General features: G+C 42.6%; 15 protein-coding genes. 7 read left to right on the forward strand and 8 right to left on the reverse strand.

What is annotated here, in order from left to right:
• Positions 1 to 113: 113 nt before the first annotated feature.
• Positions 114 to 275: a rubredoxin gene (gene rd / locus AACU32_RS01270; RefSeq protein ID WP_096597102.1), complete on the reverse strand. Its 162-nt coding sequence runs from the start codon at positions 273 to 275 to the stop codon at positions 114 to 116.
• A gap of 199 nt (positions 276 to 474) precedes the next feature.
• Positions 475 to 669 carry a hypothetical protein gene (locus AACU32_RS01275; protein WP_096597104.1) on the reverse strand — a complete coding sequence of 65 codons (195 nt, stop codon included), beginning with the start codon at positions 667 to 669 and terminating at the stop codon, positions 475 to 477.
• A gap of 365 nt (positions 670 to 1,034) precedes the next feature.
• Here AACU32_RS01275 and AACU32_RS01280 point away from each other — a divergent pair, with 365 nt between their 5' ends.
• Both AACU32_RS01280 and AACU32_RS01285 read left to right on the forward strand, forming a co-directional pair.
• Positions 1,035 to 1,592, forward strand: a complete 558-nt coding sequence (locus AACU32_RS01280; protein ID WP_096597106.1) for an SRPBCC family protein — start codon at positions 1,035 to 1,037, stop codon at positions 1,590 to 1,592.
• Positions 1,593 to 1,597: 5 nt separating this feature from the next.
• Positions 1,598 to 2,173 carry a DUF924 family protein gene (locus tag AACU32_RS01285; protein ID WP_096597108.1) on the forward strand — a complete coding sequence of 192 codons (576 nt, stop codon included), beginning with the start codon at positions 1,598 to 1,600 and terminating at the stop codon, positions 2,171 to 2,173.
• 90 nt (positions 2,174 to 2,263) lie between these two features.
• On the opposite strand, the gene AACU32_RS01290 is transcribed toward AACU32_RS01285, so the two are convergent.
• A complete protein-coding gene (locus tag AACU32_RS01290; protein ID WP_096597110.1) occupies positions 2,264 to 2,518 on the reverse strand; it encodes a Nif11-like leader peptide family natural product precursor in 255 nt (84 codons plus the stop codon).
• A 713-nt stretch (positions 2,519 to 3,231) separates the two neighbouring features.
• Here AACU32_RS01290 and AACU32_RS01295 point away from each other — a divergent pair.
• Entirely contained in the window at positions 3,232 to 4,539 is a 1,308-nt protein-coding gene (locus AACU32_RS01295; RefSeq protein WP_096597113.1) for an NF041680 family putative transposase, read from the forward strand.
• Between the two features lie 186 nt (positions 4,540 to 4,725).
• Here the strand turns inward: AACU32_RS01295 and AACU32_RS01300 are convergent, their stop codons facing one another.
• On the reverse strand, positions 4,726 to 6,156 hold the full coding sequence (locus tag AACU32_RS01300; protein ID WP_096597114.1) for a serine/threonine-protein kinase: 1,431 nt from the start codon (positions 6,154 to 6,156) through the stop codon (positions 4,726 to 4,728).
• A 348-nt stretch (positions 6,157 to 6,504) separates the two neighbouring features.
• Between AACU32_RS01300 and AACU32_RS01305 the strand changes: the two genes are divergently transcribed.
• From AACU32_RS01305 to AACU32_RS01315, 3 genes are read left to right on the forward strand one after another with little or no spacing between them, the layout of a single operon-like run.
• Entirely contained in the window at positions 6,505 to 6,894 is a 390-nt protein-coding gene (locus AACU32_RS01305) for a hypothetical protein (protein WP_096597116.1), read from the forward strand.
• Positions 6,895 to 6,926: 32 nt separating this feature from the next.
• On the forward strand, positions 6,927 to 8,051 hold the full coding sequence (locus AACU32_RS01310) for a heavy metal-binding domain-containing protein (protein WP_096597118.1): 1,125 nt from the start codon (positions 6,927 to 6,929) through the stop codon (positions 8,049 to 8,051).
• Between the two features lie 8 nt (positions 8,052 to 8,059).
• The gene (locus AACU32_RS01315) at positions 8,060 to 8,953 is read left to right on the forward strand and encodes a heavy metal-binding domain-containing protein (protein WP_339377398.1); all 894 of its coding nucleotides are present in this window, start codon (positions 8,060 to 8,062) and stop codon (positions 8,951 to 8,953) included.
• 78 nt (positions 8,954 to 9,031) lie between these two features.
• Here the strand turns inward: AACU32_RS01315 and clpB are convergent, their stop codons facing one another.
• Complete coding sequence (gene clpB / locus AACU32_RS01320; protein ID WP_096597120.1) at positions 9,032 to 11,650, reverse strand: ATP-dependent chaperone ClpB; 2,619 nt, start codon at positions 11,648 to 11,650, stop codon at positions 9,032 to 9,034.
• A 442-nt stretch (positions 11,651 to 12,092) separates the two neighbouring features.
• Here clpB and AACU32_RS01325 point away from each other — a divergent pair, with 442 nt between their 5' ends.
• The gene (locus AACU32_RS01325) at positions 12,093 to 14,036 is read left to right on the forward strand and encodes a hypothetical protein (protein WP_096597122.1); all 1,944 of its coding nucleotides are present in this window, start codon (positions 12,093 to 12,095) and stop codon (positions 14,034 to 14,036) included.
• 357 nt (positions 14,037 to 14,393) lie between these two features.
• Here AACU32_RS01325 and nifT read toward each other — a convergent pair whose 3' ends face one another.
• From nifT to nifV, 3 genes are read right to left on the reverse strand one after another with little or no spacing between them, the layout of a single operon-like run.
• Positions 14,394 to 14,597 (reverse strand): putative nitrogen fixation protein NifT, encoded by a 204-nt coding sequence (nifT, locus tag AACU32_RS01330; RefSeq protein WP_096597124.1) that lies wholly within the window; start codon positions 14,595 to 14,597, stop codon positions 14,394 to 14,396.
• Positions 14,594 to 14,860 (reverse strand): nitrogen fixation protein NifZ, encoded by a 267-nt coding sequence (locus tag AACU32_RS01335; protein WP_096597126.1) that lies wholly within the window; start codon positions 14,858 to 14,860, stop codon positions 14,594 to 14,596. The genes nifT and AACU32_RS01335 overlap by 4 nt, the downstream gene beginning before the upstream one ends.
• Positions 14,861 to 14,864: 4 nt before the next feature.
• Positions 14,865 to 15,980, reverse strand: a complete 1,116-nt coding sequence (gene nifV / locus AACU32_RS01340) for a homocitrate synthase (protein ID WP_096597128.1) — start codon at positions 15,978 to 15,980, stop codon at positions 14,865 to 14,867.
• Positions 15,981 to 16,191 lie beyond the last annotated feature (211 nt).

Here is a 16,191-nt window from a genome sequence, read left to right on the forward strand (position 1 = left end):
CAGAAATCGGGGATCTAACCCAAAGCAAATCTTCATCACTTAGACGATGAACCACTCAGTATCTATCATCATTAATGTGGTAGACTTATACCTTGATAGGTTAGCTGTTAACTTTAATCTACGGGTTCAAACTGATCTTTTCCCGCCCCACAAACCGGACATACCCAATCGTCTGGGATATCTTCAAAAGCTGTTCCTGGTGCTATCCCACCTTCTGGATCTCCTTCTTCTGGATCGTATTCATGGTTACACACAGTACATACATATTTTTGCATTTTCTTTTCCTCCAGAAAATTACTGATTTTGCTTCACTATAATATATACCCCTGCCCACACTGTGCCATCAGCTCGACAATATTTTTAATTGTCATTGGGCATTGGGCATTGGGCATCGGGCATTGGGCATTTCTTATTAATCTCCCTTGTCCTCCTTGTCCCCCTTGTCCCCCCTACTCCCCTACCCCCTCTCCCCTCTTAAAAACGCCACCAGGTCTTCTGCACGTAACTGAGAATGGCAACGGCGATCGCTGCGAGTAAGGGTAGCAAAATAATGCCACCAGGAAGAAAAGTGAGAATACCAAAACCTCTCAGTAACAATACGGCTATACCTATGCCAAGTAGGATACCGAAAAGTTGGGTTAATCTACGATTTAAAGAAGACTGACTCACTTATTTTGCCTCTGACCTCAATAATTTACTAATCTAACTTGCATATTTGATAATGTTTGTGCCATTCTATCTTGTAGAAATTCAGTTTTTTAGCTGAATTTCTGACTACTGAAAACGTAGCCTAATTTTTTCTTTAAATTTCTTTCATAATAAGCAGATATTTTTCCGTATATTCATCAAATATTTACCGAAAATCACTATTTCCGGAAATTTTATCTGGAGAAGTGGAACTAGAATTTAATGGGTTAGACTCAAGCCATTGAGGCGGTGGCTCTCTATGAGCGACTGCACCAAGCCGAAGGGGTGAAATGGTTGGCAGTTTAAACCATCTTAGGTGGATGATTTGAGGAGTAACAAAAATCAATATGTCTGCGTCTCATATCTCAGACTCACTTATTAAAGGTTCGGATATGCCTTGGAGTCAAAACGAGCAAAAATTGCTCATGGAAGGGGAAATTTTGGTAAAGACAGAATCGCACACAGCTTGGGGTGGTGCTGTCACCGCTTGGATGTATGTGCCACTAGTGCGATCGCAAGTATGGCAGCAATTGACTGACTATCCCCGTTGGGTACAATATTTTCCTGACATTACTCGCAGTGAGGTGTTGTCAAAAGGAGAAGCTAAACGTCTGTATCAAGCAGCACAAAAAGCTTTTTTCTTTTTCACAGCCCAGGTAGAAATTTACTTGAATGTTGTGGAAGTGCTGGGACAACAAATTCAATTTCGCATGGAAAAAGGGACTTTTGAGGATTTTAAAGCTAATTTAGAACTGCAAGATTGCGCTAATGGCACAATACTGGCTTATAATGTCCGGGCTACCCCAAATCTGCTGATCCCCTCGATTATTATTCAACAAGCAATGAACTTTGAGTTGCCAGCGAATATGCGTAAAATGCGACAAGTGCTTTGTAAGGGTCAATAACGGCAATGTCACAGGCAAAAGCGATTTTAGAATTCTGGTTTGGTCATACCGACGAACCAAGTTACGGGAAACCTAGGGATTTTTGGTTTAAAAAAACACCGGATGGCGATCGGGAATTGACAAATCGGTTTCTGGAAGATTACCACAAGGCCGCCGGGGGATTATTAGATGATTGGGTGGATTCTCCAGAAAGCTGTCTAGCATTGATTCTGCTGCTAGATCAATTTCCCCGTAATATGTTTCGCGGTACTCCCCAAGCTTTTGCGACTGACTGGGAAGCACTTTCAGCAGCGCAGCAAGCTGTAGCTAAAGGTTATGACCGGGAATTTTTGCCTGTACAACGCTGGTTTATTTACTTACCGTTTGAACATAGCGAAAACCTGGAGGATCAGCGGCGATGTGTGAAGCTATTTCAGCAAATCAGTCACGATCGTGAAAGTGCGATCGCCATTAAGTCTGCTTTTAAACATATGGAAATAATTGAGCGTTTTGGGCGGTTTCCCCATCGCAATAGCATTTTAGGACGCCCTTCAACTCCCGAAGAAATAGAGTTCTTAAAGCAGCCCGGTTCGTCATTTTAAATCTTGCAGTAAACAAAACAAGCCCGCCTGTGCGGGCTTGATTCAACTAGATGATAAAAATATAAAATAAACTGTATGAAAGCGTTTTTTTTAAGATAAATTGCCAGATTTTGCTACGTTAAAGCTATTTTGGCTAACATTTGACTCGTCTTGAAACCAAACTTGGTCTAGGTCACTTTCATCGAAATTATAGCCATGAGTAGCAGCAAATCTGACAATCTTTCCTTTATCCCAGTGGTAAGTTCCGAAAAATCCTCGATTACAGCATTTATTTTGATATTGGTCATAAATTGCTGGTTCTGATACCAGCAAGTCATAAAAAGCATTCACCTGTTGTAGTGACATAAAGCTATAGCTCCTCTGGTTGTGATTTTTACATATACTAAAACATACATTGGCACACAAGTTAATTCCGGTTGGTATAAACAAGCATTCGAGAATTTTCAGTAGTTTCTGTGAAGATGTCGGCTGATTTTACCTCTTGTAAGTGGAAGATTACAGAGGGTTGGATGTTACTAACCCCTCAATATCAAGCACCTTAATTTGATGTTAGATGCTTCTATGCCTGAGTATATTTGCTATTTAATTGTGATTAATGAATCTTTTAGCTACTGGTTTGTGTAATAAATATTTATAATTTTGCTAGAGTATGTAAAGTTGAGTTACAAAACTCGAAATTATTAAAAATAATTCGCAATTAGCCCATGATTTAGCGTTGTTTGCGGAATCAAGAAATTTGTTACATGCTGGAGTTTAGACTAAAAGCGATATGAGAGAACGCAAACCAAATGGAATTAGAGGTTAAAAATATTATCTTGTCAGTCTCAAAGCATCGGCGACCTTGAACAATTTTTGTGTAGTATGCTTGCCGAGAAAATAATACAATAATGATAATCATGAAAATGGTGGGAGAGAAACGAGCGTCGCTCGTTTCTCTCCCACCCCCCTTATTCGATTATCATTATCAGATAATGAGCAACAAAAAGGGGTGTCTGATTGAATACAGTCCCCCTTTTGGTAGAAGGTGAGAAAAGAACTACCATTACTCACCTGCCAACATGAAAAATGCCAGACTTGAAGAGTTTCGTCAAGTAGCTTACAAATATTTAGGTAGAGCCAAAGATGCGACCTTTGAATTAACAGATGCGATATTGCTAACCCGCAATGTTTATTCCTTAGCAGATTTATCCTTATCACCAGTATTTAGACGCAAGTGGCCAAGCATCTATGAAGCCTTACAAGATAGCAGACCACAGAGACAGAAATTGATGCAGCTATATATCAAACATATCCCAGCAGAGGAACGACCATTGTTAGCAGGAGATCATACAAACTGGTCACGCCCAGATGCAGTAACGTTACAAGAGAGGACTTATGAGCATAGTGGCGCATCCATAGCAGGAAATAAACCGATTACCATTGGTCAAGGATATAGCACAATTGCCTGGATACCTGAAAAATCAGGTAGTTGGGCACTACCTTTGAGACATGAACGGATCACAAGTGGGGAAAGTCCAATCTCAAAAGCGATTTGGCAACTAAAACAGGTGTGTAAATATTTACCTGTTAGACCGATTTCAGTTTGGGATAGTGAATATGGGTGTGCGCCTTTTGTCTTAAAAACTGCCAGTATTCCCGCAGATATTTTGGTACGATTGCGCTCAAATCTTTGTTTATGGGGTCAGCCTGAAGCTTATTCGGGTAAGGGACGTCCCAAGAAACACGGGTCTAAATTCAAACTTAATGAACCCACAACATGGAGTGATGCAGAATCTGTTTTAGAATTGGATGATCCGAAACTACAACGGGTAAGGATTAGCCTTTGGAAGAATTTACATTTCCGTAAGGCGGCGGCGCGTCCGATGTTACTCATCAGGGTTGAACGTCTCGACACACAAGGCAATGAACGAGTGTCCAAACCTTTGTGGTTAGCTTGGGTTGGAGAAGAAATGCCACCACTAGAGGAAGTTTGGTGTCTTTACTTGCGTCGCTTTACCATTGACCATTGGTATCGCTTTTTAAAGCAACGTCTACATTGGACAGTGCCACAGTTGAGCACTCCCAAGCAAAGTGAAAGATGGAGTGACCTCATGCCTGTGATGACTTGGGAATTGTGGTTAGCCCGTGATATCGTGACTGACAATCCTCTACCTTGGCAGAAGTCTCAGGGGAATTTGACCCCTGGAAGAGTTGCTCAAGCTATGGGTGGAGTTTTCGCCACCATTGGTACTCCAGCCCTTCCACCCAAACCTCGCGGAAAGTCCCCTGGTTGGGAACCCGGAAAAAAGCGTCACCGTAAAAACCGATGCCCGATTGTTAAAAAAACCGTAACACGACCACGTAAAGAGCCATCAGTTGCGGTTTAATACTAAAGATTATTCATAATTTCGCTAAGTCTGTGATTAACTCAGCCCTGCTGGGTCGTTTTGCATAGCTTAGTCTAAACTCCAGTTACATGGAATCTATTCGTATTACACTATATATTAACGGGCGCGTTCTGACCTTTTTTAGAAATGCATCGCCAGACTGTGTGGGGTAGAGGAAGCAAAAATTTAGCCGTTACTTTGACTTTTGGGCTGGCGTAGTAACCAAACTAATACTGCCCCGGAAGTAATACCGCCCAACCCAGCAAAGAGAGCATTTACCACCACCCACCAACCAGCTTTGTTCACTAGCCGTCGCAGCAAGAACCATTGCCCGATGCCAACTACCAATCCATGTAAATTAACAAACGCTGCAAATGAATTTGCCCCAGTGAATAGGTAAGTCAAGGGAAATGCTAGGGTAGTCACCATCACCCACCAGAAAGATAGAGAAATTTGTCGCCGCAGCACCAACCATTGCAAAATACCCACTAGCAATGCCCAAAAGCTAAAAGCTAGTAAGTATCCCACAATAGAGTAGACACCTAGCGCTAGGACAAATCCGCCAACATAGCCCCCAATATTCGCTAACACCCACAGGAAATAAAAGCGCCATCCCACTTGCTTGAGTTGGGTTGGTGCTGTTGCGGGGGTTGCAGGTGGCACTGGTGCGGGAATTTCTTGACGATATTGGGGGGGAACTGGGGGTGGTGGGGAGTATAGCGGTGGTTGGGGATTGGTGGGCTGTGGTGTGGGACTGTAAGATGGAGTAGTTACCTGCTGGGTTGGTGCAATGTAAGGATTCGCCAACTGTTGCACCGCAGCTAAAACCTCTGCTGCTGACTGATATCGCTGACGAAAGTCATAGCGAATCATCCGATCTAAGACATCTGCTAACTGTGGACTGACTGCTACTAGGTGACGCCAAAGAATTTCTGCTGTCTCCCCATCTTCTTGTAATTGGTGGGGCATTAATCCTGTCAAAGCTTGAATGCCAATCATCCCCACAGCATAAATATCACTGCTGAATCTGGGGCTACCCCGACCCTGTTCGCTGGGCATATAGCCAGGAGTGCCAATACTCACAGTCATTCGAGTTTGTCCTTGAGCATTGACTACCTGAGTGCCGATTTGTTTCACCGCCCCAAAGTCAATCAGGACAATTTTACCGTCACCTTGGCGACGAATTAAGTTAGGCGGTTTGATATCCCGGTGGATGACGTTATTTTGATGGACAAAGGATAAAGGTTGGAGGATATTTTGTAAAAGAGCGATCGCATACGCTTCACTTAACTGCTTTCCCGGTGTGAGTTCATCACTTAAAGGATGTCCCGCAATAAACTGCTGAACTAGATAAAATTCGTTATTTTCTTCAAAATGCGCCAGTAATTGGGGTATTTGGTCGTGAGTACCTAACTTGTGCAACAGTTGCGCTTCTGAGTCGAATAAGCGTCTGGCTACCTGCAAAGTCATGGGATCAGTTGCTAGTGGCTTGAGTAGTTTGACGACGCACTGATTATTGTACAGTTTGATATCTTCGGCGATGAAGGTTTGACCGAAGCCACCAGCCCCTAATTCCTGGATAATTCTGTAACGTCCGTCAAGTAACTGACCCAGCATAAACGCCCACGCCGAATAATTTCTGTATTTTAACCTTCTACGGACGCAGATGAATGTCGGGTAGTAAACAGTGCAGCCAGCAAAATTCTCACAACAATTTCTAATTCTGCCGTGACTAGTAGTGCGGGACGGAAAGCCCGCGTGAGCGAGACGTTTGTCCTTCCCTGCGGGAGGCTGTGCCAACGGACACGCTACGCGAACACACTACCAAAAATTCCTCAAAACAAAATTGACAGACTACCAGAGAATCAGGGTTTGAGTTGATCCGAAACTCAGGTTAGATTACCCCAATTTAACTGTGTGAGAGTTAAATTGGTTGCATTGCAGTTAGTAAAAAACACTTGCTCAATGACAGATAATTTCGACCAAGAGCTAGAAGTAGAGATTCTTTGTGCTGCGCTGACAATTGAACGCCAGGAAACAGGAGATATCTTAAAATTACTAGCTTTCAAGTTACAACGCGCTTTGCCTCAAAATACACAAGTACAACGTCAATGGTTTGGTTTCGGTGCGGTGACAACAGTTACCCTCTGCTTTGATGATTATCACTACCAAATCAACCGCGATCGCTATGGAAGTATAACAGCTAAAGTTATGAAATTAGTAGGCGGTGTCAAAATTAAAACTACTGAAGTATCAGTTACAGAATGGAGTCAAGCAGTAGCGGCCGCATTAGTTCAAGTATCATCTCGCAATACTGAGATGCGCGCCGCTTTGAGTAAGTTTATTTTGGGCTAAAAGCTCTACCTAATTAAATCGGACTGCTATGTATGGGATTATTCGCAAAACTCGCTAAAAAAATGGGGACTGCTACTAAGTCGGGAGTAGGTTTTATCTCTCGACAGAGTTCTCACGTTACCACAACTGCGTTTACGATTCCTAGTCATCGGCTCAAGCAACACAAAAATATTCATCAAAAATCTGGCAAATCTTTCTTCACCAGCGATTTAAGTACCAACGAATATTTACTTACCCGCGAGGCTGGTTGTGAACCTATCGGGTTAGTGATGGGAACTAGCTTTTATAAAGTCGGATTTTATGGTTATTTCTGGGGCTATCGTAACCGAACAGGAGAGGTAGAAGCTTTAACTCAAGCCCAGATAGCTGTACGAGAACTGGCTGTGAGTCGGATGCAAGCAGAAGCAGCAATGTTAGGCGCACATGGCATTATTGGAGTACGTCTCCATCAGCGTCGTCAAGTATGGGGTATAGGGATGGTGGAATTTACGGCTATTGGGACAGCAATTCGCATACCTAACCGTCCACCAACAAATAAACCATTTACCAGTGATTTGAGTGGACAGGAATTTTGGCAACTGCGTCAAGCTGGTTATTGGCCAAAGGGTTTAGTATTTGGTGCTTGTTCTTATTATGTGCATAGCGATCGCACTACCCGCGCCTTAATGAATAACTCTGCCTGGAATCGTTTATTTGGTCAAGGCAGGCGTAACCAAGAATTAACCCAGTTTACTCAAGGCTTTCAAGATGCACGGGAATTAGCCCTGATGCGACTTTCCGCAGAAATCAGTCAATTGTCGGCTCAGGGTGCAGTCGGAATGCATATTGAAAAGAGTGAAGAAATTATTACCTATCAGCCTCAGTCACCTTTGGGCTGTTTTTTAGGTTTTTTTACTCTCGGACTGTTTATTGCTTGTTTTGGCGCAATGATTGCCGGTCATGGGACTGCGGCGGCTTTGTGTTTTGTGTTGTTATTCCTTAGCTTCGCTATCAATATTATTGTCTCGGTGTTCAACAACATTTTCGCCAATAACGGCCCCTTCCGTGACATCCTCACTAATTTTGTTGCCATTGGGACTGCCATTGTTGAAGATGAATTGCCACCAGAAAACCCAGTTAGTAAAACTCTAATTTTCTACCCACTTTCTCAACGATAAATTTAATTATGACAAACCAAGTTCCTCAACCCCATCATAATCCAGCGATCGCCGCTGATCTACCAGAACACGCCCGTGAACGGTTAAAAATGATGCAAAAGGGCGGTAAGCAAAGTAATTTGTTTACCAGTGACCTCTCAGTAAATGAGTTTCTGTTGGTGAAAGAAGCTGGTTTTGAACCGTTGGGGTTAGTAGTTGGCTGTTCGATGTATCACATTGGCTTTCAATGGGCTAACATTAACCAGAATATGGAAATGACTGTTCTTTCCCAAGCGATGTATCATGCTCGGGAATTAGCAATGAGTCGGATGCAAGAAGAAGCCGAAGCCTTAGACGCAGATGGTATTATTGGGGTGCGTCTGAGTGCTAAACACATGACTTGGGAACCGAATATGGCGGAGTTTGTGGCGATTGGTACAGCAGTCAAAGCAACTAATACCTCAATGTCTTATCGTACCTTTGCCAACAAACCTTTTACCAGCGACCTATCCGGTCAAGATTTTTGGACACTTCTGAAAGCTGGCTATCGTCCTCTGGGCTTAGTCATGGGTAACTGCGTCTATCATGTTGCTTTTCAAGGCTTGGGACAATGGTTTAGAAATATTGGCAAAAATGTAGAGATGACCAATTTTACCCAAGCATTATATGATGCACGAGAATTAGCGATGGAGAGAATGCAAGTTGAAGCATCTCAACTACAAGCCCAAGGTATTATCGGTGCGAATATTCATGAGCATCAATATTCTTGGAGTTCCCATGTCATTGAGTTTTTTGCTGTCGGTACAGCAGTTACACCTACCCGCAGTGACCATCATATTCCCACACCTCAATTAACTCTCTCGTTAAATGACCCACCCGCACAGCTAAATACTGTGTTAGCACCACCTAGTACTAACCATTAGATCCCACTTTCCACCACATTTGCGCGCCAAAACGCAAAGACGCTCTTTACTTTGCGTCTTTGCGTGAGACTAACCAAATTAACTACTAAACACCTCAACCGGCAAACGGCTGAAAGATAGGCGTTCATTTTGCACATCGACAAAAATTGAGTCGCCATCGTGAAATTCACCGCGCAAGATAGCTTTGGCAATTTGAGTTTCTAGTTCTCGTTGAATTGCTCGTTTCAGTGGACGCGCTCCAAACACAGGATCGTATCCCACTTCGGCTAAAAAGTCAAGAGCAGCATCCGAGAGTCGCAGAGACATCTTGCGATCGCTCAATCTTTGACGCAATCTATCTGCTTGTAACAGTACAATCTGCCGCAATTCCCGCTTCTGCAAGCTGTGGAAGATAATAAATTCGTCAATGCGGTTGAGGAACTCGGGACGGAAGTTATTGCGCATGGCTTCCATGACGCGATGGCGCATTTCGTCGTAGCGGCTATCATCCCCAGCAACATCAAGAATGTACTGGGAACCAATATTACTGGTCATGATAATAATCGCATTCTTGAAGTCTACCGTATGCCCTTGGGCATCGGTGACGCGACCATCATCGAGAATTTGCAGCAAGACATTAAACACATCGGGATGTGCTTTCTCAATTTCGTCAAAGAGAATTACTGCATAAGGACGACGGCGAATTGCTTCTGTGAGTTGTCCGCCTTCTTCGTAACCAACATATCCCGGAGGCGCACCAATTAATCGGGAAACTGCGTGTTTCTCCATGTACTCCGACATATCAATGCGCACCAAAGCTTCTTCAGTGTCGAACATATATGCGGCTAGGGTTTTGGCTAACTCGGTTTTACCCACCCCTGTGGGACCGAGGAAAATAAAGCTAGCAATTGGACGGTTAGGATCTGCTAAACCAGCGCGCGATCGCTGAATTGCATCGGCGACGGCGGTAACTGCTTCATCTTGTCCAATTACCCGGTGGTGGAGTTCATCTTCTAATTGCAGCAGTTTTTCTTTTTCTGATTCCACCAATTTACTGATGGGAATTCCTGTCCACTTAGAAATAATTTCCGCAATATCGGCTTCGGTGACTTCTTCCCGCAGCAGTGATTTTCCTGTACCTTGGGCTTGTGTCAGTTCAGTTTCCGCCGCTTCCAACCTGCGATGTAAATCGGTTAACTTGCCATATTTTAATTCCGCCGCCCGGTTGAGGTCGTAATTTCTTTCTGCTTGCTGAATTTCCAGATTCACGCGGTCAATTTCTTCCTTGACAGCCTGAATTTTATTGATGATATCTTTTTCCGATTGCCATTGCGCGTTCAGAGTTCTTTGTTGTTCTTTGAGATCTGCAAGTTCTTTCTCTAATCTCTCCAGACGTTCACGGGAAGCAATATCGCTTTCTTTTTGCAAAGATAGCTTCTCCATTTCCAGTTGCAGAATCTTGCGATCGATTTCGTCCAGTTCTTCTGGTTTAGAGGTAATTTCCATTTTCAACCTAGCAGCGGCTTCGTCTACTAAGTCGATGGCTTTATCTGGGAGGAAGCGATCGCTAATATAACGACTAGATAATGTCGCCGCAGCCACTAAGGAACTATCGGAAATTTTTACCCCATGATGGACTTCATACCGTTCTTTCAACCCCCGTAAGATAGAGATTGTATCTTCCACGCTGGGCTGATCCACATAAACTTGCTGGAAGCGTCTTTCTAAAGCCGCATCTTTCTCGATATATTTACGATATTCATCCAAAGTCGTCGCCCCAATACAGCGCAACTCACCTCTGGCTAACATGGGTTTGAGCAAATTCCCCGCATCCATTGCGCCTTGAGTTGCACCAGCGCCAACAACAGTATGAATTTCATCAATAAATAAAACAATATTGCCGCCGGATTCAGTAACTTCTTTTAATACTGCTTTGAGACGTTCTTCAAATTCACCCCGGAATTTCGCCCCAGCAATCAAAGCACCCATATCTAAGGCTATCAGCTTGCGGTCTTTGAGGGATTGGGGGACATCACCAGCGAGAATCCGTTGTGCGAGTCCTTCGGCGATCGCAGTTTTACCCACACCCGGTTCACCAATTAGTACGGGGTTATTCTTGGTACGACGGGAGAGGATTTGGATAGTGCGGCGAATTTCATCATCCCGCCCAATCACCGGATCGAGTTGACCTTTACGCGCTGCTTCCGTCAGGTCACGCCCATATTTTTCCAGGGATTGGTATTTACCTTCTGGATTTTGGTCGGTCACTGTCTGGCTCCCCCGAATTTGTTTAATAATATTTTTCAGCTTGCTTTCGTCTAAACCAAATTCTTGGAATAGACCTTTACCAAAGCGGTCATCTTTGGCATAAGCCAGCAATAAATGCTCAATAGAAATATATTCGTCCTTAAATTCCTTGCGATAACCTTCCGCCCGGTCTAAAAGAGTATCCAAGCTGCGCCCCAAGTAGACAGAAGTGCTGCTACCGGATACCTTGGGCTGACGTTGAATAAATTGTTCGGCGCGATCGCGGACTTTTTGGAGATTAACACCCGCTTTTGTCAATACAGCACTAGCCAGACCTTCCTGTTCCAGCAGCGCCTTCATCAGGTGTTCGCTTTCAATCTGTTGTTGCTGATATTGTTTGACAATATCCGGGGTATGGGCGATCGCTTCCCAGGCTTTTTCTGTAAATTGGTTGGGATTAGTAGGTTGCATAGGCTTGTGGAGACACCACAAAAGACACAGAGAGGATAAGGATAACTCACACTCGCCAGACGGTTGATCCGCCCTAGGAAAGTGTACATGGCCAAGAGAATCAAATTAGTTCTTATAAAATCATTGTAAGAAGATGGTGACAAATAGCTGGATCGGTCTTCACGGCTTTTTTAAGTAGTAGTATTACGTCTCTTGAGGACTAGGCGTTGGCGAACAGCTATTGATTCGGTTCAACCGCTTTTTTGAAGTTACAGCTTATACCAAACCCAAATCCTAGGGGCGGGGTCTCCCCAGACTGACGAGTGCTAGGATAAACAAATTTATGATCGGGATGTTTTTTAATTGTCAATCTCTAAAGTATTCGCCATCACTACACCAGCCAAACTGACTTGATAAATTGCTAATTAGACAACAATATCTCTGCAAATTTATAGATTAGCAAATGTCAATTTCCGAACCGATTCAACAATTTATCAAATGGATACAAGGTTTTGACTATCACATTTTACAAAATGTAGATGACGTAGAAACTAAATTTATTTTACCGCTGTTTCAATATCTCGGATATCCAGAAAGATGTTGTCAAAGTAAATTTACTGGTAATGGATATCAAGCAGCGAAGGGTAACAGTGAATTAGAAATTGACCAAGTTCATTTTACAACAGATAATTTTGCCCAACACCATGCAGAACCCTCACTGGTAATTATTGCCCTGCAAAACCCTCTTGAAACTAACTTGTCTCCCAGCTTTGTGCAATCTCGACTAGCCAATATTACTTTAAAACCACTATTTTTTATCGTCACCAACGGCTATCAAATTAAAGTTTTCCAATACTGGCGCTACCGCCGAGAATATTGTTTGTTTGATCTCACAGTCGATGCCTTAAGGAACCAAGAATTAGCAGTTAATTTTTATCAAAACCTAAATTTTTACCATTTAAATTCTATCAATAAGCATACAGATAACTTATTTGCATTTAAACATCATAATTTGTTAGAGAAACATCTCAGACATTATACCTACTTGCAAGATTTATTCACAAAATGTGATTTTCAGCCAGAAATTACAAAAGAAGACAACCTCTTGATTGTAGTTAAGCAGAAAGTAGCAATCAAATGTCACCTACCCCAAGCATTTAGTCAAGGTGATTGTGAAATAGAATTTAGTAACATCATTTTTCGAGGCATCAAAATTAGCCTCAATCATCAACATATTTTAGGTAGCCTGATGATTGGACTGAAAACTCAGCCCCATTGGCAATGTCGTCCTTTTCTCAGACAGTTAGATAAAAATGCCTTTGAAGTAACTTTAGGGCAAACTACATTAATTTTATCAGAAGTGGAAACAATAGACTTATGTTTATGTATTGATGAAATTTGCCAGCAATACAAGAAGGCAATTATAAATTTTGAAAATACCTTAGAAACTTGGGAATTTGCATTTGTCGAATTTGACGGTATTCGGGGTTTTGAAATTTGTGCTGTCAAGCCAAAAATCTGGGAGCTAATGTATAAATTTGCCCAGGAATTCGACTATAGCAAAGGAAAATCAGCATGGCACTTATTTCATCAAGAAAATTTCTCAATTCGCCTTAGCAGAGGCATTCGCGATCATGCATTTATTGCTGCCAAAGCTAGCGGTCATGCCTCTGTATTGCCCCATAGTAAAATTAGCATTATCTATGAAATAAAAGCAATACATTTACAATCTCTGGAGAGAAAACAACTAACTACTTGGCAACAAGATATAGGTTCACGGGGAACTTGGACAGCTAAATATACTAAAAAATGGTTATTAGAGAAATACATTCCGCAAGTGATTAATTATTACTCACAGCAGACTCAATTCTCTGGAGGCGAAATCCTCGCAGCCATAAAAACTGAACAACCGCAGCATCCATCCCTTGCAGAAATTGATGATATCAAAGATTTATTACCCTATCTGTGTGATATCCAATCTTGGCTCAATTTATTATATAGACCAAATATTGCTACTTTCCAATTACGCTCATATTATAAAACATTTACAGATTTAGTGCGTAATACTGACTCTGGCATAAGTGGAATGGATTATATTATGGGAAATTTGCAGAGAATAGATTGGCAGAATGGACAAGATAAAAGTGATAACGGCAAATCAATATCTGAGAAAAACTGGACATTGAAAAATGCGATAATTTGCTTAGATGAACAAGTGACAAGGATAAATAATCATGAATACGAAACCAGTTTAAATGCCGATTTAATAACTCGGATATTTATCTGGATGATCGAAAACGGCAAAATTAACTGCTCACAACAGCAGATGAACGCCGCCAAGCAAGCATTGTTACCCCTTTGGGAACAGTGTCGTTTTGAAATGCGCCATGTATATCCAAATCGTTGAAGATTTTGATTAAGTAGGGGCACCGCACTGCTCAGTGGTGTCAACTTAACGCGAAATCGCCTTACCGCAAGGAACTGAAGTTCCTTGCTAATAGCGAAAGTCATCTGAAGATGACTAAATACCCGCGAAATTTTGAGTCTACTTCAGTAGGGGCGGGTTCACAGATATGCTCCAATAATTCACGACTATCTCACTTAACCCGCCCCTACTTGGGCTATTAGCCTGAGAATTCATTCTCAGGCGGGCGAGGAAGCTTAGAGTAAAGCTATTTGTAGCTTAAGTTGACACGTATGAGCACTGCTGTGCCCTGAAAGTGTGGTTCAAATACGTGAAAACTGCTGTAAATAAATTTCTCCTTTAAGACAGCCTTTTAGCTTCTATAGTCTGCGGTAATCGTAAGGGTTCTGGTAAATTTGGAATTGCTAATTCCCAACCATTTGCTAAGGTAAAAATCTTTCCCTCAGATACCACTGTTTGACTTACCACTTCTTCTTCCAGGTCTTTTTTGGCAACATAAACTACTAACTGTCCAGCAGCATTTTGACGCAGCATAACTTTCATTTGATTTCCTCAACAGCTTCTAATTCTTTTTTGCGACAACCGACGATCAAGCCTTTTTCGATAAAATGCACAGCATAAATATAGGAATTTTGCAAAAACGTGCCAATACTGATGATGTAGCCGATGTCTCCCTTTTTTGCTAGTGTTGCACCAATTTCTTGACCGGGGTATGTGCCATCGTTGCGGATCAACTTGCGAGTTCTGACTTTTGAACCGATTTCAAAGGCTGGTGGTAAGTCGAGTTCTAATTCATCTAATTGCATAAAATTACCTCTGGGACGAGACTAAACTCAATAGTTCTTGTATATCGAGGCTGCGTTTGTTTTCTACTGACTGTTGTCGTACTGCGTCTAAAATGGATTGGGTTTCATCGGGGTTTAAATTGATACCCTGTTGTTGTAACAATTTAGCTACCAAGTGCCGCCCTGAATGTTTACCGACAACCAAACGCCTTTCCCAGCCTACTTCTTCCGGTGCAAATGGTTCGTAAGTGACGGGGTTTTGCAACACACCATGAGCGTGTATACCAGATTCATGGGCAAAGGTATTTTCCCCAACGATCGCTTTCCAAGGGGGTACTTGACAACCTGATGCAGTTGCTACCATTCGAGACAGTTCTAACAACCGAGTTGTATCAATTCCTAAATCGATCCCTTGGATGCGTTTGAGTGCCATCACAACTTCTTCTAAAGCCGCATTACCAGCCCTTTCTCCCAAGCCGTTAACGGTTGTATTCACCGATAAGGCTCCAGCTTTCAGCCCAGCTAAGGCGTTGGCTGTTGCTAATCCAAAGTCATTATGGGTGTGCATTTCTAGGGGAATGGATAAATACATTACCAATTGCTTGACTTTGGTGTATGTAGTAAAGGGGTCGAGAATTCCCACGGTATCGCAAAAGCGAAATCTAGACGCGCCCCACTCTTGGGCATAAATGGCGACATCTAAGAGGAAACTTTCATTGGCTCTAGAGGAATCTTCGCCGCCTACTGCTACCCAAAGACCGCGATCGCGTGCAAAGCTAATTGCATCTTTGAGTTTTTGCAACATCAAGCGCCATTGTCCGTGAAACTTGGCCGCAATTTGAATTTCCGAAACGGGAACAGATATATGTACGCGCTGCAAACCACAGTTGATAGAAGCCTGAATATCTGAGATGTTAGCCCGATTCCAGCCTAAAAGTTGCGCCTTTAAACCTAAGTTAGAAATTGCAGCGATCGCTTGTGTTTCCACTTCACCCATTGCTGGGATACCAACTTCTAATTCACTTACACCAATAGCGTCCAATAATTTTGCGATCGCTACTTTCTCCTCAATATTAAAGGCAACACCCGCCGCTTGTTCTCCATCCCTTAGTGTAGTGTCGTTAATAGCGATCGCATTCATATAAAAAACGCCTCTTATAGCAGTTTGAATTTTCGCTTTTGAGTTCCTGAGTGCAATAACAGGTGTGCTGAATTTCTCACCAATTTTTTTAAAATTAAGCTTTCTCTGTGTCCAGAGTTCGTAGGGGCGGGTTCACAGATATTATTCAATCATTCACAACTATTTCGCTTAACCCGCCCCTACTGCTTGTGAGAACTGCGGGGTGTGCTTT

This window comes from Calothrix sp. NIES-2100 (assembly GCF_963875285.1).
Taxonomy (GTDB): domain Bacteria; phylum Cyanobacteriota; class Cyanobacteriia; order Cyanobacteriales; family Nostocaceae; genus Aulosira.